Annotated in this window: 18 protein-coding genes; all 18 read left to right on the top strand. The window is 65.9% G+C overall.

Annotated features, from left to right (window positions below; all coding sequences use genetic code 11):
• The first annotated feature begins 3 nt into the window (after positions 1–3).
• A complete protein-coding gene (locus P7644_RS17545) occupies positions 4–2052 on the top strand; it encodes a 3-hydroxyacyl-CoA dehydrogenase NAD-binding domain-containing protein (RefSeq protein WP_404300524.1) in 2049 nt (682 codons plus the stop codon).
• 13 nt (positions 2053–2065) lie between these two features.
• Positions 2066–3274, top strand: coding sequence for a 3-oxoadipyl-CoA thiolase (gene pcaF, locus P7644_RS17540; RefSeq protein WP_404300523.1), 1209 nt, complete (start codon positions 2066–2068; stop codon positions 3272–3274).
• 79 nt (positions 3275–3353) lie between these two features.
• Entirely contained in the window at positions 3354–4103 is a 750-nt protein-coding gene (locus P7644_RS17535) for an electron transfer flavoprotein subunit beta/FixA family protein (RefSeq protein ID WP_404300522.1), read from the top strand.
• Positions 4104–4116: 13 nt separating this feature from the next.
• The gene (locus tag P7644_RS17530) at positions 4117–5049 is read left to right on the top strand and encodes an electron transfer flavoprotein subunit alpha/FixB family protein (RefSeq protein ID WP_404300521.1); all 933 of its coding nucleotides are present in this window, start codon (positions 4117–4119) and stop codon (positions 5047–5049) included.
• A gap of 17 nt (positions 5050–5066) precedes the next feature.
• The gene (locus P7644_RS17525) at positions 5067–5981 is read left to right on the top strand and encodes a LysR family transcriptional regulator (protein WP_404300520.1); all 915 of its coding nucleotides are present in this window, start codon (positions 5067–5069) and stop codon (positions 5979–5981) included.
• A gap of 24 nt (positions 5982–6005) precedes the next feature.
• On the top strand, positions 6006–6236 hold the full coding sequence (locus P7644_RS17520) for an EexN family lipoprotein (protein ID WP_404300519.1): 231 nt from the start codon (positions 6006–6008) through the stop codon (positions 6234–6236).
• A gap of 217 nt (positions 6237–6453) precedes the next feature.
• Complete coding sequence (locus P7644_RS17515; RefSeq protein ID WP_404300518.1) at positions 6454–8463, top strand: conjugal transfer protein TraG; 2010 nt, start codon at positions 6454–6456, stop codon at positions 8461–8463.
• Complete coding sequence (locus tag P7644_RS17510; protein WP_404300517.1) at positions 8460–8924, top strand: CopG family transcriptional regulator; 465 nt, start codon at positions 8460–8462, stop codon at positions 8922–8924. Before P7644_RS17515 ends, P7644_RS17510 begins: the two co-directional genes overlap by 4 nt.
• Positions 8921–9970 (top strand): P-type conjugative transfer ATPase TrbB, encoded by a 1050-nt coding sequence (gene trbB, locus P7644_RS17505; RefSeq protein ID WP_404300516.1) that lies wholly within the window; start codon positions 8921–8923, stop codon positions 9968–9970. Before P7644_RS17510 ends, trbB begins: the two co-directional genes overlap by 4 nt.
• Entirely contained in the window at positions 9967–10359 is a 393-nt protein-coding gene (locus P7644_RS17500; RefSeq protein WP_404300515.1) for a TrbC/VirB2 family protein, read from the top strand. The genes trbB and P7644_RS17500 overlap by 4 nt, the downstream gene beginning before the upstream one ends.
• Positions 10356–10628 carry a VirB3 family type IV secretion system protein gene (locus P7644_RS17495; protein WP_003103993.1) on the top strand — a complete coding sequence of 91 codons (273 nt, stop codon included), beginning with the start codon at positions 10356–10358 and terminating at the stop codon, positions 10626–10628. The genes P7644_RS17500 and P7644_RS17495 overlap by 4 nt, the downstream gene beginning before the upstream one ends.
• 15 nt (positions 10629–10643) lie before the next feature.
• The gene (gene trbE, locus P7644_RS17490) at positions 10644–13076 is read left to right on the top strand and encodes a conjugal transfer protein TrbE (RefSeq protein WP_404300514.1); all 2433 of its coding nucleotides are present in this window, start codon (positions 10644–10646) and stop codon (positions 13074–13076) included.
• The gene (trbJ, locus tag P7644_RS17485) at positions 13073–13828 is read left to right on the top strand and encodes a P-type conjugative transfer protein TrbJ (protein ID WP_404300512.1); all 756 of its coding nucleotides are present in this window, start codon (positions 13073–13075) and stop codon (positions 13826–13828) included. Before trbE ends, trbJ begins: the two co-directional genes overlap by 4 nt.
• A gap of 12 nt (positions 13829–13840) precedes the next feature.
• Positions 13841–15160, top strand: coding sequence for a P-type conjugative transfer protein TrbL (trbL, locus tag P7644_RS17480; protein WP_404300511.1), 1320 nt, complete (start codon positions 13841–13843; stop codon positions 15158–15160).
• Between the two features lie 11 nt (positions 15161–15171).
• On the top strand, positions 15172–15876 hold the full coding sequence (gene trbF, locus P7644_RS17475) for a conjugal transfer protein TrbF (protein ID WP_092699355.1): 705 nt from the start codon (positions 15172–15174) through the stop codon (positions 15874–15876).
• Positions 15873–16865, top strand: coding sequence for a P-type conjugative transfer protein TrbG (gene trbG / locus P7644_RS17470; RefSeq protein WP_404300510.1), 993 nt, complete (start codon positions 15873–15875; stop codon positions 16863–16865). The genes trbF and trbG overlap by 4 nt, the downstream gene beginning before the upstream one ends.
• A 2-nt stretch (positions 16866–16867) precedes the next feature.
• Positions 16868–18139 carry a TrbI/VirB10 family protein gene (locus tag P7644_RS17465; RefSeq protein WP_404300509.1) on the top strand — a complete coding sequence of 424 codons (1272 nt, stop codon included), beginning with the start codon at positions 16868–16870 and terminating at the stop codon, positions 18137–18139.
• Positions 18136–18381 carry a DUF2274 domain-containing protein gene (locus P7644_RS17460; RefSeq protein ID WP_404300508.1) on the top strand — a complete coding sequence of 82 codons (246 nt, stop codon included), beginning with the start codon at positions 18136–18138 and terminating at the stop codon, positions 18379–18381. The genes P7644_RS17465 and P7644_RS17460 overlap by 4 nt, the downstream gene beginning before the upstream one ends.
• The last annotated feature ends 95 nt before the right edge of the window (positions 18382–18476 follow it).

Genomic DNA, 18476 nt, shown 5'->3' with positions numbered 1-18476 from the left:
GTCATGCTCGATATTCGCAACGGCATTGCCGTCATTGCCTTGAACAACCCGCCCGTGAATAGCCTATGCCATGCGCTACGCGAGGCCATCGTGCAACAACTGGACGCCGCACTGGCCGATGCCACCGTGCGCGGCATCGTGTTGACGGGCAACGAGAAGGCCTTCTCCGCGGGAGCGGATGTCACCGAGTTTGGCACGCCGCGCCAGCTGCAGGAGCCCATCTTGCGCACGGTCATCGCTCGGATTGAGGCCAGCAGCAAGCCCGTCGTGGCTGCTATTGCCGGCGTCGCCCTGGGGGGAGGGCTGGAGTTGGCGCTCGGTTGCCATGGTCGCGTAGCGCATGAAAAGGCCCGTGTTGGACTTCCTGAAATCACCCTGGGCCTGATCCCCGGTGCGGGCGCCACGCAGCGCTTGCCTCGCCTCATAGGCATGGCTGCTGCGCATGCGTTGATGTCCGGCGGTCAGCCCCAGGGCGCGCGTCAGCTGGCGCAGTCTGGCCTGTTCGATGACGTCGTCGCCGGCGACGTGGTGGGCGCAGCCGCCGCACTGGTGGCGAAGCTCGCAGGCAATGGACAGCCTTACCCCCGCGCACGCGATGGCCAGTTGGACGCCGCTGAAGTCCAGGCCGCGGTGGACGCGCAACGTGCCAAACTCAGCGCGCGCCAGAAGGTGCAACCCGCGTATGGCGCGCTGCTCGATGCGTTGGCCGCGTGCGCGCTGCCGTTCGACGAAGGCATGAAGAAGGAGCGCGAACTGTTCCTGGCCCTGGTGCCCACCACGGCGGCGCAAGCGCTGCGCTACCAGTTCAAGGTCGAGCGCGAAGCCACCAAGCTGCCGGCGGCGCTGCGGGCACCGGCGCGGGAGGTTCGTTCCATCGCAGTGATCGGTGCCGGCACCATGGGCTCGGGCATCGCCATCTCAGCGCTCGATGCCGGCTTGGCCGTGCTGCTGCTGGAGCAGGACGCCGCCGCGCTGGAGCGCGGCCGCCAGCGAATCGCCGACCACTACCGCGACCGCGTGGCCGCGGGCAAGATGGCCGCTCAAGTTGCCGCCGCCAACGAGGCGCGCCTGCAAACCAGCCTGGAATGGGAAGGCCTGCGGCAAGCCGATCTGGTGATCGAGGCCGTGTTCGAGGATATGGCCGTCAAGCAGGAGGTGTTCCGCAAGATCGATGCCCATGCCCGGGCGGGTGCGGTATTGGCGACGAATACCTCCTACTTGGACATCGATCCAATCGCCGAAGCGACGGCGCGTCCGCAGGACGTGCTGGGACTGCACTTTTTTAGCCCGGCCAACGTGATGAAACTGCTGGAGGTGGTGCGCGGCGCCAAGACCGCGCCTGACGTGCTGGCCACCGGCATGGCGCTGGGCGCCACCCTGAAGAAGATGCCGGTGCTGACCGGCAATGCCTTCGGCTTCATCGGCAACCGGATCTACAATGCCTACCGTCGCCAGTGCGAGTTCATGCTCGAGGACGGCGCCTGGCCCGAGGACGTGGACACTGCGCTGACGGGGCTGGGCTTTGCGATGGGGCCGTTCGCCGTGGCCGATCTCTCCGGCCTCGACATTGCCTGGCGCATGCGCAAGGCACAGGCGGCGACGCGTGATCCGCGTGAGCGCTACGTGTCCATTCTGGATCAGCTGTGCGAGGCCGGACGCCTGGGGCGCAAGACGGGCGCAGGCTATTACGCCTATGTGGACGGCAAGCAGGTGAAGACCACCGATGCCGCCGTCCGCGATGTGATCGAGCAGGCGAGCGCGCAGCGCGGCATCACTCGAAGGACGCTTGCGCCCGAAGAGATCCAGCGTAGGGCTTTGCTCGCTATGGTCAACGAGGCCGCCTTGCTGTTTGCCGAAGGTGTGGCATCCCGCCCCAGCGACATCGACGTGGTGCTGATGCAAGGCTATGGATTCCCCCGTTGGGAGGGCGGCCCGGTGTTCTGGGCGCGTCAGCAGGATCGCACCCAGCTTGAACACGACCTCCAGCGCCTGGCGGACGAGGCCGGCTTCGGCTTCACCCTGGGCAATCTCGACCCGCTACTTTCCACCTGATTCAAAGACCATCATGAACACTTCCCAAGCCTTCATCTGCGACGCCGTGCGCACCCCCTTCGGCCGCTACGGTGGCGCCCTGGCCGGCGTGCGCACCGACGACCTCGGCGCCGTGCCCATCAAGGCCCTGATGGAACGCAACCCCAACGTGGACTGGACAGCCGTGACCGACGTGCTCTACGGCTGCGCCAACCAGGCCGGCGAGGACAATCGCAACGTAGCGCGCATGTCGTCGCTGCTGGCCGGCCTGCCCATTGACGTGCCCGGCGCCACCATCAACCGTCTGTGCGGCTCGGGCCTGGATGCCGTGGGCTCGGCCGCGCGCGCCATCAAGGCCGGCGAGGCCGGCCTGATGATCGCCGGCGGCGTGGAGAGCATGAGCCGCGCGCCGTTCGTCATGCCCAAGGCCGAAAGTGCCTTCAGCCGCAGCAACGCGGTCTACGACACCACCATCGGCTGGCGCTTCGTCAACAAGCTGATGAAGGCGCAGTTCGGCGTGGACTCCATGCCCGAGACCGCCGAGAACGTGGCCGACGACTTCAAGATTGAGCGCGCCGCCCAGGACCGCATGGCGCTGGCCTCGCAGCAGAAGGCCGCCGCAGCCATTGCCGCCGGCTACCTGGCGAAAGAGATCGTGCCCGTGTCCATCGCCCAGAAGAAGGGCGACCCCATCGTCGTGAGTCAGGACGAGCACCCCCGCGCCACCACCATCGAAGCGCTGGCCAAGCTCAAGGGCGTGGTGCGCCCCGATGGCTCGGTGACCGCCGGCAACGCCAGCGGTGTGAACGACGGCGCCTGCGCCCTGCTGCTGGCCGACGAGCAAGCCACCAGGCAATACGGCCTGACGCCACGCGCCCGCGTGGTCGGCATGGCCACGGCCGGCGTGGCGCCGCGCATCATGGGCTTCGGCCCGGCGCCCGCCGTACGCAAGGTGCTGGAGCTGACCGGCCTGACGCTGGACCAGATCGACGTGATCGAACTCAACGAGGCCTTCGCCGCCCAGGGCCTGGCCGTGCTGCGCGACCTCGGCATCGCCGACGACGACCGGCGCGTCAACCAGTGGGGCGGCGCGATTGCGCTGGGCCACCCGCTGGGTGCCTCGGGCGCACGCCTGGCCACCACCGCCGTGAACCAGTTGCATACCTTTGGTGGCCGCTACGCGCTATGCACCATGTGCATCGGCGTGGGCCAGGGCATTGCCGTCGTTCTTGAGCGAGTGTGATCGATTATTGCGACTGCATTTCTGGCAAGTTACGTCTGAATGTGCAGTCCTTCTTTGTTTCTCTAATGAAATCTTTTTTATGAAAATCCTTGTACCCGTCAAACGTGTCGTGGACTACAACGTGAAGGTCCGCGTCAAATCGGACGGCACAGGTGTGGACATCGCCAACGTGAAGATGAGCATGAACCCCTTTGACGAAATCGCCGTCGAGGAAGCCGTGCGCCTGAAGGAAAAAGGTGTTGCCACCGAAGTCATCGCCGTCTCCTGCGGCGTGGCCCAGTGCCAGGAAACCCTGCGCACAGCCATGGCCATCGGCGCCGACCGCGGCATCCTGGTCGAGACCAATGAAGAGCTGCAGCCCCTGGCAGTGGCCAAGCTGCTCAAGACCCTGGTCGACAAGGAGCAGCCCGGCCTGATCATCCTGGGCAAGCAGGCCATCGACGACGATGCCAACCAGACCGGCCAGATGCTGGCGGCCCTGGCGGACCTGCCCCAGGCGACCTTCGCCTCCAAGGTCGAAGTCGCCGGCGACAAGATCAGCGTGACGCGTGAAGTCGACGGCGGCCTGGAGACCCTGAGCCTGTCCACGCCCGCTGTCATCACCACCGACCTGCGCCTGAACGAACCGCGCTACGTGACGCTGCCCAACATCATGAAGGCCAAGAAGAAGCAGCTGGACACGGTCAAGCCTGAAGAGCTGGGCGTGGACGTGGCGCCGCGCCTGAAGACGCTGAAGGTAGCCGAGCCGCCCAAGCGCGGCGTCGGCGTCAAGGTGCCCGATGTGGCGACCCTGGTCAACAAGCTGAAGAACGAAGCCAAAGTGATCTAAAGGAATACGACAAATGACCGCACTCGTTATTGCAGAACACGACAACGCTTCAATCAAGACCGCCACGCTCAACACCGTCACGGCCGCTGCGGCCTGCGCAGGTGACGTGCACGTGCTGGTGGCTGGCGAGAACGCAGGCGCGGCCGCCGAGGCCGCGGCCAGGATCGCCGGCGTCTCCAAGGTCATCCATGCCGACGGTGCAAGCCTGAAGGACGGCCTGGCCGAAAACTTGGCTGCCCAGGTTTTGGCCCTCTCCGGCAACTACAGCCACATCCTGTTCCCCTCGACCGCCTCGGGCAAGAACGCCGCGCCGCGCGTGGCGGCCAAGCTGGACGTGGCGCAGATCAGCGACATCACCAAGGTGGTGGGTGCAGACACCTTCGAGCGCCCCATCTACGCGGGCAACGCCATTGCCACCGTGCAATCGGGCGATGCCGTCAAGGTCATCACCGTGCGTACCACAGGCTTTGACGTGGCGGCGGCCAGCGGTGGCTCCGCGGCTGTGGAAACCGCAGCGGCGGCGGCCGACAGCGGCAAGAGCAGCTTCGTGGGCCGTGAAGTGACCAAGAGCGACCGTCCCGAGCTGACGGCGGCCAAGATCATCGTCTCGGGCGGCCGCGCGCTGGGCTCGGCCGAGAAGTTTACGGAAGTCATGACGCCGCTGGCCGACAAGCTGGGCGCGGCCATTGGTGCCAGCCGGGCGGCGGTGGATGCGGGCTATGCGCCCAACGACCTGCAGGTGGGGCAGACGGGCAAGATCGTGGCGCCGCAACTGTACATCGCTGCGGGCATCTCGGGAGCGATCCAGCATCTGGCGGGCATGAAGGACTCCAAGGTGATCGTGGCGATCAACAAGGACCCGGAAGCGCCGATCTTCTCGGTGGCGGACTATGGGCTGGAGGCGGATCTGTTCCAGGCCTTACCGGAACTGGTCAAGGGTATTTAAGTTGTATTGGATACAGCATGGAGCTTCGGCATTTGCGCTGCTTTATGGCTGTTGCTGAAGAACTGCACTTCGGCCGTGCCGCAGAGCGGCTGCATATCGACCAATCTCCCTTATCACGCACTATCAGGGAGTTGGAGGAGGAGCTTGGAACCGCGCTCTTCACGCGGACCACGCGCAGCACCCGATTGACCCATGCGGGCAAGGCATTCCTGGAGCGGGTACCCCGCATCTTCGCGTCACTGGAGCAGGCGCGCGACGGCGTCCAATCCGCCGCTAGGGGCTTTCATGGTCAACTGCGGATCGCCTTGTCGGATGGCGTGCCCCCATCGCGCCTGCCTGTCTTGCTGGCGCGATGCCGTGAGGAAGAGCCGGAAATTGACATCCGGCTGTTCGAGGTTTCTTTTGACCAACAGATCCAGGGCCTGCACGATGGCCTTTACGACGTCGGATTCTCGATGGCTGAGGAGGTGGGCGACGGTATCGTGGCGACTCCGGCCTGGGAAGACGAATTGATGGTGGCGGTACCGGCACGCCACACCGCGCTGGCCCATAGCCGAATCCCGTTGGAGGAGGTCCTGCGCTATCCGTTGGTGCTAGGCGATCCAGCAATATGCGCGGGCCACGCTCTGCAGGTCGAACGGTTCCTGCGCCGACAAAATCAAGAGCCCATTGTTGCCCAGCGCGTAGCTACCTTCGGCGCGATGATGATTCTGGTGGCCGCAGGAATCGCTTTTGGCTTAGCCGGATCGGCCCATATCGCATCTAGCCGGGAACTGGGCGTTGTGGCCAGGCGTCTGCAGGGCACTCCACCCATGCTCACCACCTATCTGCTTCACCGTGATGCAGAACCATCCGAGATTCTGGCTCGCTTCATCGCTCGTGTGGCCTCTATGGGCACAGACGAAAGCGATAGCCCTCTTGGTGATTCATGAACTGTCTTGGAAAGGATGATCATCATGAACAGAATCCTGCTGCTGACCATGACCGCCTTGCTGACCGCCTGCGGCCCCGCCAAGCCTACGGATACCGTGGATGAGTTGATGGCGAACCCCGCCCGCATCAAGGAAATCCAGCGCCTGTGCAAGGAGGATCATTCGAAGGTCGGCGACGAACTCTGCCTGCGCGCAGCCGCAGCCGCCGAACGGCGCTTCTTCGGCGACAGGCCGGAGCAGAAGAAGACCCAATAATCCATCCCGCCGTTGCATCACGTCGACGAAGTTCCCGCTGTTACCTCCCTACGCCGCAGAGCGCTCGCGCCTGCGGCTTTTTTATTGTCTTTGCTGCAGCAATAAGTATGGCTTTTTCCGTCTGAATTGCTGCCACAACGGTCTTTGACTGGCCTGCACGCTCAGCTTGATCCTCATGGCAGCGGCACATTCCTGTGCCGTCATGGGAGGTCAGTCAATGCAAGGTACGAACGTGTTGTTCGGTCAGATTGCCGTTGTGTTTGGCATCGTAATCGCTGGCGTATGGAGCGCCACGCAATGGACAGCCGCCGCCCTGGGTTACCAGCTACGCCTTGGCTCGCCCTGGTTCGATCTTCTCGGCACACCGATCTATCACCCGTGGAAGCTGTTTGAGTGGTGGTTCGTTTTCGATGCCTACGCGCCGCGCGTGTTCGATACCGGCGGCACCATCGCGGGCGGCAGCGGCCTACTGGCGGTGGTGGTCGCCATCGGCATGTCGATCTGGCGCTCGCGGCAATCGCGTCTGGTCACGACCTACGGCTCGGCCCGTTGGGCGAACGCGGATGACATTCGCAAGGCGGGCCTCACGCAGCCTGCCGGCGTGTTCCTCGGCCAGCATGATCACCATTATCTGCGCCACGAAGGTCCCGAACACGTCCTGACCTTCGCGCCCACGCGCTCGGGCAAGGGTGTTGGCCTGGTTGTGCCCACGCTGTTGTCCTGGCCCGCGTCCGCCGTCATTCACGACATCAAGGGCGAGAACTGGAGCATTACCGCCGGCTGGCGCTCGCGCTTCTCCCACTGCCTGCTGTTCAACCCGACAGATAGCCAGTCAGCGGCATACAACCCGCTGCTGGAAGTCCGGCGCGGCGCGCATGAGGTGCGCGACGTGCAGAACATCGCAGACATCCTGGTGGACCCGGAAGGCGCGCTGGAAAAGCGCAATCACTGGGAGAAGACTTCGCATGCGCTGCTGGTCGGCGCCATCCTGCATGTGCTCTACGCCGGCGAGGACAAGACGTTGCGTGGCGTGGCCAACTTTCTGTCCGATCCGGCGTGCCCGTTCGAGCTGACCCTGCACCGGATGATGACCACGGCGCATCTCGGTGATGCGCCGCATCCGGTGGTGGCATCTGCCGCCCGGGAAGTGCTCAACAAGAGCGACAACGAGCGCTCGGGCGTGCTGTCCACCGCCATGTCCTTCCTGGGCCTGTACCGCGATCCCACGGTGGCCGAAGTCACTTCGCGCTGTGACTGGCGCATCGCCGACCTGATCGCAGCCGAATCCCCCGTATCGCTGTACCTGGTGGTGCCGCCTTCGGACATTTCGCGGACGAAGCCGCTCATTCGCCTGATCCTCAACCAGATCGGGCGGCGCTTGACCGAATCGCTCGATGGCTCCGACGGCATCGCGCGCCGCCACAAGCTGCTGCTGATGCTCGACGAGTTCCCTGCGCTGGGCCGGCTCGATTTCTTCGAGACGGCGCTGGCCTTCATGGCGGGCTACGGCATCCGCAGTTTCCTCATTGCGCAGTCGCTCAACCAGATCGACAAGGCGTATGGCCAAAACCATTCGATTCTGGACAACTGCCATGTGCGCGTGACCTTCGCCACCAACGACGAGCGCACCGCCAAACGGATCTCCGAGACGCTGGGCACGGCCACCGAGCTGCGCGCGCAGCGCAACTACGCGGGCCACCGGCTCGCGCCGTGGCTGGGGCACCTGATGGTGTCGCGCCAGGAAACGGCTCGCCCGCTGCTGACGCCGGGTGAGGTGATGCAGCTTCCACCTGACGAGGCCGTGGTGATGGTGTCCAGCGTCGCGCCGATCAAGGCGAAGAAGCTGCGCTACTACGCGGACGCCAATTTCAAGCATCGCGTGCTGCCGCCGCCCGCGCTGGCGGACGGACAGTACGCCGACGCGCCGCCGTCGCGGCCGGACGACTGGAGCGGGCTGGCGATTCCTGCCGTGCCCGCCGCACCGGCCACGGCATCCGCCGATGGCCTGGAGAACTTGGGTACGGCCGACGATGGCGGCCCGCGCCGCCATCCCGAGCTAACGGAGGCCGTCGCCTACGACCCCGAGCTGGCCGCGCCCGTGGCCGACCTTGGGCTGCTCGATGACGACGACGACCTGCCGCTTCCCCTTCCGCGCCAGCTTGATCCAGCCATGCAGCGCACGGCCCGGCTGGTTTCTCTCGACCCCAACGACGGAATCGAGCTATGAGCCACTACCGCCTCAACCTGTTCATCCAGCCGGAACACGCCAAGCGCCTGGACGAGCTGGCCGCCAAGAAAGGCGTGTCCAAGTCGTCCATCGTCGCGGCGGCGCTTGCATCGTGGCTGTCGCCCGATGCGGCCGACCAGCGCGAGGCGGCCATCGCCAAGCGGCTGGATCGCCTGTCGCGCCAGGCAGAGCGCATGGAGCGCGACCAGAACATCGCCATCGAAACGCTGGCGCTGTTCATCCGCTACTACCTGACCGTGAGCACGCCGGTTCCCGAGGCGCACCAAGACGCGGCACGCGCGCAGGGCAAAGCGCGCTTCGAGCAGTTCACCGAGCAGCTTGGCCGCCACCTGCTGCGGGGCCGCAGCTTGGTGCGCGACGTGGTGGAGGAACTGCATCCCGACCCCATGCGGATGGAAGGCGCGGCGGCAGCCGCGCAAGCGCAGGAGCGTGCGTCATGAGCGCCCGTATTCCCATTGAAGGGCAGTCCATGACCGCCACGTCGCTCGACCGCCGCATCCAGATGCTGCGCACGGCGATGGGGCCGCTGATCGCCGCCGCGCTCGAAGACCCGGACGTGGTGGAGGTGATGCTGAATCCCGATCGCACCCTTTGGGTGGATCGCCTGTCGTCGGGTCGCGCGCCAATGGGTGTGGAGATGCCCGAGGCCGATGGCGAGCGAATCATCCGCCTCGTCGCGGCCCACGTTGGCGCAGAAGTCCATCGCGGCCAGCCGCTGCTGTCCGCCGAGTTGCCCGAAACTGGCGAACGCTTCGAGGGCATCTTGCCGCCGGCAGCGCCGGGGCCGGCTTTCGCGCTGCGCAAGCGCGCCATCGGCGTGATTCCGCTGGAGCGGTACGTCATCGACGGGATGATGACCAGCGCCCAGGCTGGCTTTCTCGTTCGGGCTGTGCGCGAGCGCCAGAACATCCTGATCGCCGGCGCCACCAGTAGCGGCAAGACCACGCTCGCCAATGCTTTGCTCGCCGAAATCGCCGCCACCGGCGACCGCGTGCTGGTGCTCGAAGACACAGTGGAACTGCAATGCGCGGCCCGCGACCACGTTCCGCTGCGCACGCGCGCCGGCGTGGTGTCGATGACCGAGCTGGTGCGCTCGTCCATGCGCCTGCGCCCGGATCGCGTCGTCGTCGGTGAAGTGCGCGGCGCCGAGGCGCTGGATCTCATCAAGGTGTGGGGCACCGGCCATCCCGGCGGCATCGCCACGATCCACGCCGGTTCCGCGCTCGGCGCGCTGCTGCGCCTGGAGCAACTGATTCTCGAAGTGGCGGTGAATCCGCCCCCTGCGCTGATCGCCGAGGCGGTCAATGTGGTGATCCACATCGCCGGGCGCGGGCGCAAACGTCGCATCGAGAGCATCGCCCGCGTCGTCGGCTTCGACGGCGTGGGCTACCAACTGGCGGACGCGATGGATATGCCGTTTCCCGAGCTGCCATCGCAGTCCGACTTTTCTTCCCCGTCCCTCAACCACCTTGGAGAACTGCCATGACGCAGATGCACGTTCCTGCTTTCCGTATTTCCGTAAATCCGCTTTCTCATCTGACCGGCCTGGCACGGATGCGCAGCCTGGCACGCCCTGCGGGGCAAGGGCTGCTGCTGGCCGCGCTGCTGTTGTTCCTGGCAGGAACCGCGCAGGCCGCCGGTTCCTCGATGCCGTGGGAAGGCCCGCTGCAATCCATCCTCGAGTCCATCCAGGGGCCGGTGGCGCGCATCGTCGCGGTCATCATCATCATCGCCACGGGCCTCGCGCTCGCGTTCGGCGACACGTCCGGCGGATTCCGCAAGCTGATCCAGATCGTCTTCGGTCTGTCCATCGCGTTCGCGGCTTCGAGCTTCTTCCTGTCGTTCTTCAGCTTCTCCGGCGGGGCCGTCGTATGAGTGCCCCGGACACCTTCGCGGACGGCTTCGAGGTGCCGCTGCATCGCTCGCTGACCGAGCCGATTCTGCTGGGCGGTGCGCCGCGCACCGTGGCGATCGCCAACGGCACGCTGGCCGCCGCTGTCGGGCTGGGCCTGCAACTGTGGATTCCCGGCGTGGTGCTCTGGATCGTCGGCCATTCGCTGGCGGTGTGGGGTGCGCGCGTCGATCCGCAGTTCATGCAGGTCTTCGCCCGGCACATCAAGCACCGCCCGCTGCTGGACGTGTGAGGGGAGGACGCCGCGATGCTGAACCTCGCCGAATACCGCCAGCGCCCGGCCTTGCTTGCCGACTGGCTGCCCTGGGCCGGGCTGGTCGCGCCGGGCGTCATCTTGAACAAGGACGGCAGTTTCCAGCGCACGGCCCGGTTTCGCGGGCCTGACCTCGACAGCGCGACGCAAGGCGAGCTGATCGCCACGTCGGCGCGGCTGAACAACGCGCTGCGCCGCATGGGATCGGGCTGGGCGCTGTTCATTGAAGCCGAGCGCTGTCCCGCTGCCGACTATCCGCACTCGGAGTTTCCAGAGCCGCTGTCATGGATGGTGGAGGAAGAACGCCGGGCCGCCTTCGAGGAATCGGGCAATCACTTCGAGAGCGGTTATCACCTGACGCTGCTTTACCTGCCGCCGGAAGAATCCCGCGCCCGTGCAGCCAAGATGCTCTACGAGAACACGCCGACGAATGGCGTGGACTGGCGCGAGCGGCTGCAAGCCTTCGTGGCGGAAACGGATCGCGTCTTTGACCTGCTCGACGGCGTGATGCCGGAAATTGAGTGGCTCGATGACGCGCAGACGCTGACCTACCTGCACGCGACCATCTCGACGCGGCGCTATTCGCTGGCGGTGCCAGAGGTGCCGTTCCACATCGACGCGCTGCTGACCGACTCGCCGCTGGTCGGTGGCCTGGCGCCCATGCTGGGCGACCGGCACCTGCGGGTGGTGTCGGTGCGGGGCTTCCCAACCTCGACCTGGCCGGGGATTCTGGACGACCTCAACCGCCTCGGCTTTGCATACCGCTGGAGTACGCGCTTTCTCTGCCTCGACAAAGCCGAGGCGGAACGGGAGTTGGGACGCCTGCGCCGCCAGTGGTTCGCCAAGCGCAAGAACGTCATCGCGCTGCTGCGCGAAACGATCTTCCAGCAGGAAAGCCCGCTGGTCGATACCGACGCCAACAACAAAGCCGCCGATGCCGACGCTGCCTTGCAGGAGCTGGGCGGCGATCAAGTCGCCTTCGGCTATCTGACGGCGACCGTCACCGTCATGGACGAGGACGCTGCCGTCGCAGACGAGAAGCTGCGCATGGTGGAGCGCGTCATCCAGGGTCGGGGCTTCGTCACCATCCCTGAAACGCTCAATGCCGTGGATGCCTGGCTGTCCTCGCTCCCCGGCAACGCCTACGCCAACGTGCGCCAGCCCATCGTCTCGACGCTGAACTTGGCGCACCTGATGCCGGTGTCGGCGGTATGGGCTGGGCCGGAGAAGAACGACCACCTCGACGGCCCGCCGCTGATCGTCACGCGCACCGATGGCGCGACGCCGTTCCGGCTGGTCACGCACATCGGCGACGTGGGCCATACGCTGGTGGCCGGGCCGACCGGCATGGGCAAATCGGTGCTGCTCGCCACCTTGGCAATGCAGTTCCGGCGCTACCCCGGCTCGCGCATCTTCGTTTTCGACATGGGGCGCTCGATGCGCGCCACCGTCCTGGGCCTGGGCGGCGAGCATTACGACCTGGGGTCGGATGGAGAAATCGCCTTCCAGCCACTCGCGCGCATCGACCGTGAGGGCTACCGCACGTGGGCCGCCGAATGGATCGAAGGCCGCTTGTTGCACGAAGGCGTGGCAGTCGGCCCCGACGAGAAGGCGGCTATCTGGTCGGCGCTGGGAAGTCTCGCCGGTGCGCCGGTGGAGCAGCGCACGATGACGGGCCTTTCCGTGCTGCTGCAATCGAACACGCTGCGGCAGGCGCTGTCGCCCTACGTGCTGGGTGGCGCCCACGGCAAGCTGCTGGACGCCGACGACGACCGGCTGGGCATGGCCGACGTGCAGTGCTTCGAGATGGAGGAGCTGATGCACAGCAAGGCCGCCGTCATGGCCGTGCTGCATTACCTCTTTGCGCGTTTCGATGAGCGTTTCGACGGCGCACCGACGCTGCTGATCCTCGACGAAGCGTGGCTGTTCCTCGATGACCTGGTGTTTGCGGCCCGCATCCGCCAGTGGCTGAAAACCCTGCGCAAGAAGAACGTCAGCGTCATCTTCGCCACGCAGTCGCTTGCGGACATCAAGGATTCGAGCATCGCGCCCGCGATCATCGAGAGCTGCGCGAGTCGGATTTTCTTGCCCAACCCGCAGGCCACCGAACCGCAGATTCGCACGATCTACGAGGGCTTCGGCCTCAACAGGCGGCAGATCGAAATCGTCGCCACCGCGCAGCCCAAGCGCGACTACTACTACCAATCCCGCCTCGGCAACCGCCTGTTCGACCTCGACCTGGGGCCGGCGGCGCTGGCATTTGCGGGCGCTTCCACGCCGCAAGACCAGCGCGACATAGATCGCGTGCTGCTGGACGCCGGCGTGCCCGGCTTCACGGGCGCCTGGCTGCGCCATCGCGGCCTCGATTGGGCGGCCGACCTGCTGCCTTCTTTTCCTTCCTCGCAACTACAGGAGAAATCGCCATGAAACCCCATACCTCCAAGCTCGCCGCCCTGGCCGTGGCCTGCACGCTCGCCATCGGCGCCGTGCAGCCCGCCCATGCCTTGTTCGGCGCGGGCGACATCGTGTTCGACCCGACCAACTTGGTGCAGAACACGCTGACGGCGATCCGCACGCTGGAGCAGATCAACAACCAGATCAAGCAGCTTCAGAACGAAGCCCAGATGTTGATCAATCAGGCCCGCAATCTGGCCAGCCTGCCGTTCAGCGTGGTGAACCGTCTGCGCAACAACCTGGCATTGACGCAGCGGCTGATCGAGCAGGCCAAGGGGCTGGCCTACGACGTGGCGAACCTGGACAAGGAGCTCAAGCGGCTGTATCCCGAGCAGTACGCGGCCACGGTGAGCGGCGACCAGATGTACCGCGATGCCCAGGAACGCTGGAAAAACACGCTCAATGGGCTGCAGACCACCATGCAGATGCAGGCTCAGGCTTCGCAGAACCTGAGCGACGACGAAGGCGTGCTGGCCGACCTGGTGGGCAAGAGCCAATCGGCCGTAGGCGCATTGCAGGCAATGCAGGCCATGAACCAGCTGCTGGCCCTGCAGGCCAAGCAGGCGATCCAGACCCAGCGGCTGCAGATCACGCAGGATCGCGCCGCGTCGCTGGAACTGGCGCGGCAGGCGGCGGCCACCGAGCGCGGGCGGGAAGTCACGCGGCGCTTCCTGGGCTCGGGCACGCCGTATACGCCGCAGACCGTCAACTTCTACAGCCCTTGACAGGGCCGAGCCATGAACGACGTTGCGGTCATTGACCGCTTCCTCGATACCTTCTCGCGCTACATCGACTCGGGCTTTGGTTTGCTGCAGGGCGAAGTCGCGTTCCTGACCGCCACGCTGATCGTCATCGACATGACGCTGGCCGGGTTGTTCTGGGCGCTGGGCCATGCCAGCGGCCAGGGTGAGGACGTGATCGCCCGGCTGCTGCGCAAGGTGCTGTATGTGGGTGCCTTCGCCTACATCATCGGAAACTTCAACACGCTGGCGGGCGTCGTGTTCCGCTCTTTCGCCGGGCTGGGCCTGACGGCCAGCGGCTCCAGCTTGAGCATAGGCAACTTCCTGCAGCCGGGCCGCCTCGCCAAGACCGGCATCGACGCGGCAGCCCCCATCCTTGACCAAATCAGGCAGATGGCCGGCTTCCCGGAGGTATTCGTCAACATCACCTCCATCGTGGTGCTGTTCCTCGCCTGGGGCATCGTCATCCTGTGCTTTTTTGTGCTGGCAGTGCAGCTCTTCGTGACGCTGATCGAGTTCAAGCTGACCACGCTCGCGGGCTTCGTGCTGGTGCCGTTCGCCCTCTGGAACAAGACCGCCTTCCTGGCGGAGAAGGTATTGGGCAACGTGGTGTCCTCGGGCATCAAGGTGCTGGTGCTGGCGGTCATCGTGGGGATTGGAACCGGGCTTTTCTCGGAGTTCAACATTCCCGCAGGGGCCGAGCCCTCCATTGACCAGGCACTGGTCATCATGCTGGCCTCGCTCTCCATGCTTGCACTGGGCATCTTTGGGCCTGGCATCGCCACCGGGCTGGTATCTGGTGGGCCACAGCTTGGTGCTGGAGCCATGGCTGGAGCAACGCTGGGTGCGGCAGGCGCCGCCATTGGCGTTGGCGCCGCTGCTGCCGGCACCGCTGGCGCGGTGGCCGCCGGCGCACGCATGGCTCCTGGCGCAGCGCGGCTTGCAGCCAGCGGTGCGCGTGGTGCCAAGGCTGCTTTCGCTGAAGGCTCCACTGCCGCAGGGGGCGGCATCAAGGACGCCGCCGCGGGTGTGGGCAACGTGGCCAAAGCCGGCGCGCAGGCTGCAGGTCAGAAGGTGGCGGATGGAGCGCGCTCAATGAAGGAGCGCATGGCCTCGGCATTCCGACCTGATGAGGCATCGGTGTCCAGCGCGGGTGCCGCAGATTCGCCCGCAGCGGCTGAACAGCCCGCCTGGGCCCAGCGCCTGCATCGCAGACAGCAGCTTACCCACGCCGCAACGACCACCGCCCACGCGCTGCGCGGCGGCGACGGTGGCAGCTCCAGCCAGGGGCCAAGCCTGCGTGATTCCGATTCATAAGGAGAACTCCCATGCGATTCAAACGACCGCAGGTGCGCTATGCCGACACACCGCAGCCTGCCACACCGTACCAATCCGCTGCTCAGGTCTGGGACGAGCGCATTGGCTCGGCCCGCGTGCAGGCGAAGAACTGGCGTTTCATGGCCTTTGGCTGTCTCACCTTGGCCGTGCTGATGGCAGGCGGGCTGGTCTGGCGTTCGGCGCAGTCCATCGTGACGCCCTACGTCATCGAGGTGGACAACGCGGGCCAGGTGCGCGCCGTGGGCGAAGCCGCCACGCCGTACCGGCCCAGCGATGCCCAGGTGGCCTACCACCTGGGCCGCTTCATCGGCCTGGTGCGCTCACTGTCCATCGACCCGGTGGTGGTGCGGCAGAACTGGCTCGATGCCTACGACTACACGACCGACAAGGGCGCGGTGGTGCTCAACGAGTACGCCCGCGTGAACGATCCGTTCGCGCGCATCGGCAAGGAGTCGGTGACGGTGCAGATCAGCAGCGTGACCCGCGCCAGCGAGCAATCCTTCAACGTGCGCTGGACGGAGACGCGCTTTGTGAACGGTGCGCTGGACCGCACCGAGCGCTGGAACGCGGTGATTTCCACGGTGCTGCAAACCCCGCGCACCGAGCAGCGCGTGCGCAAGAACCCTCTGGGCATTTACGTCAACGGCTTGTCGTGGAGCCGTGAGCTGGAAGCGAATGAAGGAGCAAAGCCATGAATGATCTTTTCCGTAAATCCACTGTGCCGTTGATGTTCGCCGCCTTGGCGGGCTGCGCCAGCCAGGGCAAGCCGCCGCCGGCCATCTCGCTCGATGAGCCGGTGCAGGCCCAGCCGCTGCCCGAGCCGCCTGCGCCGGTGGAGGTGGTCGCCATGCCTGAGGTGCTGCCGATGCCGGCGCAGTTGAAGCCAGCACCCCAGGCAGAAGACGTCAAGCCCGCGCCGGAGCCGACCGACGAGAAGGTGCGCGTGTCGCGGGCGAACACCGAGGCCCGCGTCGCGCCCACGCGAGAGGGCTACGTCAATGCGATTCAGGTCTGGCCCTTTACGGACGGCGCGCTCTATCAGGTCTACGCGGCCCTGGGCCGCGTGACCGTGATCGCGCTACAGCCGGGCGAGGAACTGGTGACGGTAGCGGCAGGCGACACGGTGCGCTGGATCGTGGGCGACACGTTGAGCGGCAGCGGCGATGCGCTGCGGGTCAATGTGATGGTCAAGCCGATCCGCTCGGGATTGAAGACCAATCTGGTCATCACGACCAGCCGTCGCACTTACCTGCTGGAGCTGACCTCGACCGAGAAGACGTGGATGGCGTCGGTGTCCTGGGAGTATCCCAAGGGCAAGATGCTGGCCTTGCAGCGCCAGGCGCAGGCCGCCAGCGCCGCTGCACCGGTGGATGCCGGCCTGTCGCTGGAGAAGATCCGCTTCCGCTACGACATCAGGGGCAGCAATCCGCCGTGGAAGCCGCTGCGCGCCTTCGATGACGGAGAGAAGGTCTACATCCAGTTCCCGGCCGGCATCGCCCAGGGCGAGCTGCCGCCGTTGTTTGTGATCGGGCCGGAGGGCGACGGACAACTGGTCAATTACCGCTTCCGCTCACCGTACTACATCGTGGATCGGCTGTTCGGCGCCGCCGAACTTCGCCTCGGTGCCAACAAGGGCGATGTGGTGCGCATCGAGCGCACGGATGGCGTAGCGCGGAGGAACTGACCATGAGCCAGGACGACACACCCAACCTCGCCACGCCGCAGGCGGGCAAGGTGACGCCCGAGGCGGTGGCGCTGCGCGCCCAGCCGCGCGCGGTCACGCGCCTGAACCGGCGCACACTGGCTGTCCTCGTCGGCGGTCTGTCCGTCGCCGTGCTTGGGGCCACGATCTGGTCATTGCAGCCGCACCGGCGCGGCGCAGGTGAGCAGACCGAGCTTTACAACGTCGATCGCATCTCGAAGTCCGAAGGGCTGGACGGCCTGCCGGCCGACTACTCCAAGCTGCCGAAGGTGCCGGAGCTCGGGCCGCCGCTGCCGGGAGACCTCGGCCCGGCCATCGTGAATTCGCAGCAGCCGACCGTAGCCGCTTACGCAGCCCCCGGCCACGATCCGAACGACGCCTTGCGCAAGGAGGCAGAGGCTGCGGCGGCTTCGTCGGTGTTCTTCCGCTCGGGTCGCCAAGGTCAAGCCGCCGCCACGGTGGCGCAGGCGGCGCCAGAGGCACCTGGTGCTGCAAGCACGCTTGCTGCCTTCGATCCGCTCGCCGCCGGGCCGGCCTCGACGGCAGCGCCGCGCGCTGACCCGGCCACCACGCAGAACGGGCAGGATCAGAAAGAGGCGTTCCTGAAAGCCGGTTCCACGGAAACCCGCAATTCCGGCGACCTGAAGTCGCCTGCGTCGCCGTATCAGGTCATGGCCGGCACGGTGATCTCGGGGGCGCTGGTGACGGGTATCAAGTCGGACTTGCCGGGCGACGTGATCGCCACGGTGACGGAGCCGGTCTTTGACACGGCCACGGGCAAGTTCCTGCTGATCCCGCAGGGATCGCGCATCCTCGGGCGCTACAACAGCCAGGTGAGCTACGGGCAGAGCCGCGTGCAGGTGGTGTGGAACCGGGTCATCCTGCCTGACACGTCATCGCTGACACTCGACAACCTTGTGGGCACCGATCCGGCCGGCTATGCGGGCCTGGAAGACGACGTGGACTGGCACTGGGGCCGCGTCTTCGCGGGCGCGGCGCTGACCACGCTGCTGGGCATCGGCGCCGAGTTGGCCGCGCCGGAGAACCGCCAGGACGGTAACCGCATCGTCATCGCCGGGCGCGACAGCGCCCAGGACAGCATCAACCAGGTCGGCCAGGAGATCACCCGGCGCAACATGAACATCCAGCCGACGCTGACGGCACGTCCGGGTCTGCCGGTGCGGCTGGTCGTGGCCCGCGATTTGGTGTTGCGCCCCTATCAGCCGATGTTCTATCAACTCGGGAGAACTCGATGAGCACGACGAAGAAACTCCGCCTGGGGCCGCTTCCCCGCTTGGATTCCACGAAGATGACCTTCACATGTCCAGCCCGTCTGAAAACAGATCTCGACCGCTATGCAGCGCTGCACGCGCAGACCTATGGCGAAGCGGTCGATGCGGCTACGTTGATCCCGCACATGCTCGATGCTTTCATGGCTGGGGATCGTGGATTCAGGAAAGGAACGACGGTCAAGGTTGTCCCACCGAAACAGCCCTGATGACCTGGCCATCGCACCACGCCGAAAGCGCAGCCCATGGGCTGCACTTTCGCTTGTGGACGAGGATGGCGACAAGCTGGCGCTACGATCTTGCC

Source organism: Alicycliphilus denitrificans, assembly GCF_044792555.1.
In the GTDB taxonomy this organism is placed as follows: domain Bacteria; phylum Pseudomonadota; class Gammaproteobacteria; order Burkholderiales; family Burkholderiaceae_C; genus Alicycliphilus; species Alicycliphilus denitrificans_A.
The sequence above is the reverse complement of the archived record's forward strand: the minus strand, read 5'-3'. Positions and strand labels throughout refer to the sequence as shown.

Bases quoted from the DNA above. Each gene is read 5' to 3' on its own strand.
- trbL (WP_404300511.1), top strand. From the start codon at position 13,841: ATGAACGACGTTGCGGTCATTGACCGCTTCCTCGATACCTTCTCGCGC.
- trbF (WP_092699355.1), top strand. From the start codon at position 15,172: ATGCGATTCAAACGACCGCAGGTGCGCTATGCCGACACACCGCAGCCT.
- P7644_RS17515 (WP_404300518.1), top strand. From the start codon at position 6,454: ATGCAAGGTACGAACGTGTTGTTCGGTCAGATTGCCGTTGTGTTTGGC.
- trbG (WP_404300510.1), top strand. From the start codon at position 15,873: ATGAATGATCTTTTCCGTAAATCCACTGTGCCGTTGATGTTCGCCGCC.
- P7644_RS17545 (WP_404300524.1), top strand. From the start codon at position 4: ATGCTCGATATTCGCAACGGCATTGCCGTCATTGCCTTGAACAACCCG.
- trbB (WP_404300516.1), top strand. From the start codon at position 8,921: ATGAGCGCCCGTATTCCCATTGAAGGGCAGTCCATGACCGCCACGTCG.
- P7644_RS17535 (WP_404300522.1), top strand. From the start codon at position 3,354: ATGAAAATCCTTGTACCCGTCAAACGTGTCGTGGACTACAACGTGAAG.
- pcaF (WP_404300523.1), top strand. From the start codon at position 2,066: ATGAACACTTCCCAAGCCTTCATCTGCGACGCCGTGCGCACCCCCTTC.
- P7644_RS17495 (WP_003103993.1), top strand. From the start codon at position 10,356: ATGAGTGCCCCGGACACCTTCGCGGACGGCTTCGAGGTGCCGCTGCAT.
- trbJ (WP_404300512.1), top strand. From the start codon at position 13,073: ATGAAACCCCATACCTCCAAGCTCGCCGCCCTGGCCGTGGCCTGCACG.
- P7644_RS17530 (WP_404300521.1), top strand. From the start codon at position 4,117: ATGACCGCACTCGTTATTGCAGAACACGACAACGCTTCAATCAAGACC.
- trbE (WP_404300514.1), top strand. From the start codon at position 10,644: ATGCTGAACCTCGCCGAATACCGCCAGCGCCCGGCCTTGCTTGCCGAC.
- P7644_RS17510 (WP_404300517.1), top strand. From the start codon at position 8,460: ATGAGCCACTACCGCCTCAACCTGTTCATCCAGCCGGAACACGCCAAG.
- P7644_RS17500 (WP_404300515.1), top strand. From the start codon at position 9,967: ATGACGCAGATGCACGTTCCTGCTTTCCGTATTTCCGTAAATCCGCTT.
- P7644_RS17520 (WP_404300519.1), top strand. From the start codon at position 6,006: ATGAACAGAATCCTGCTGCTGACCATGACCGCCTTGCTGACCGCCTGC.
- P7644_RS17460 (WP_404300508.1), top strand. From the start codon at position 18,136: ATGAGCACGACGAAGAAACTCCGCCTGGGGCCGCTTCCCCGCTTGGAT.
- P7644_RS17465 (WP_404300509.1), top strand. From the start codon at position 16,868: ATGAGCCAGGACGACACACCCAACCTCGCCACGCCGCAGGCGGGCAAG.
- P7644_RS17525 (WP_404300520.1), top strand. From the start codon at position 5,067: ATGGAGCTTCGGCATTTGCGCTGCTTTATGGCTGTTGCTGAAGAACTG.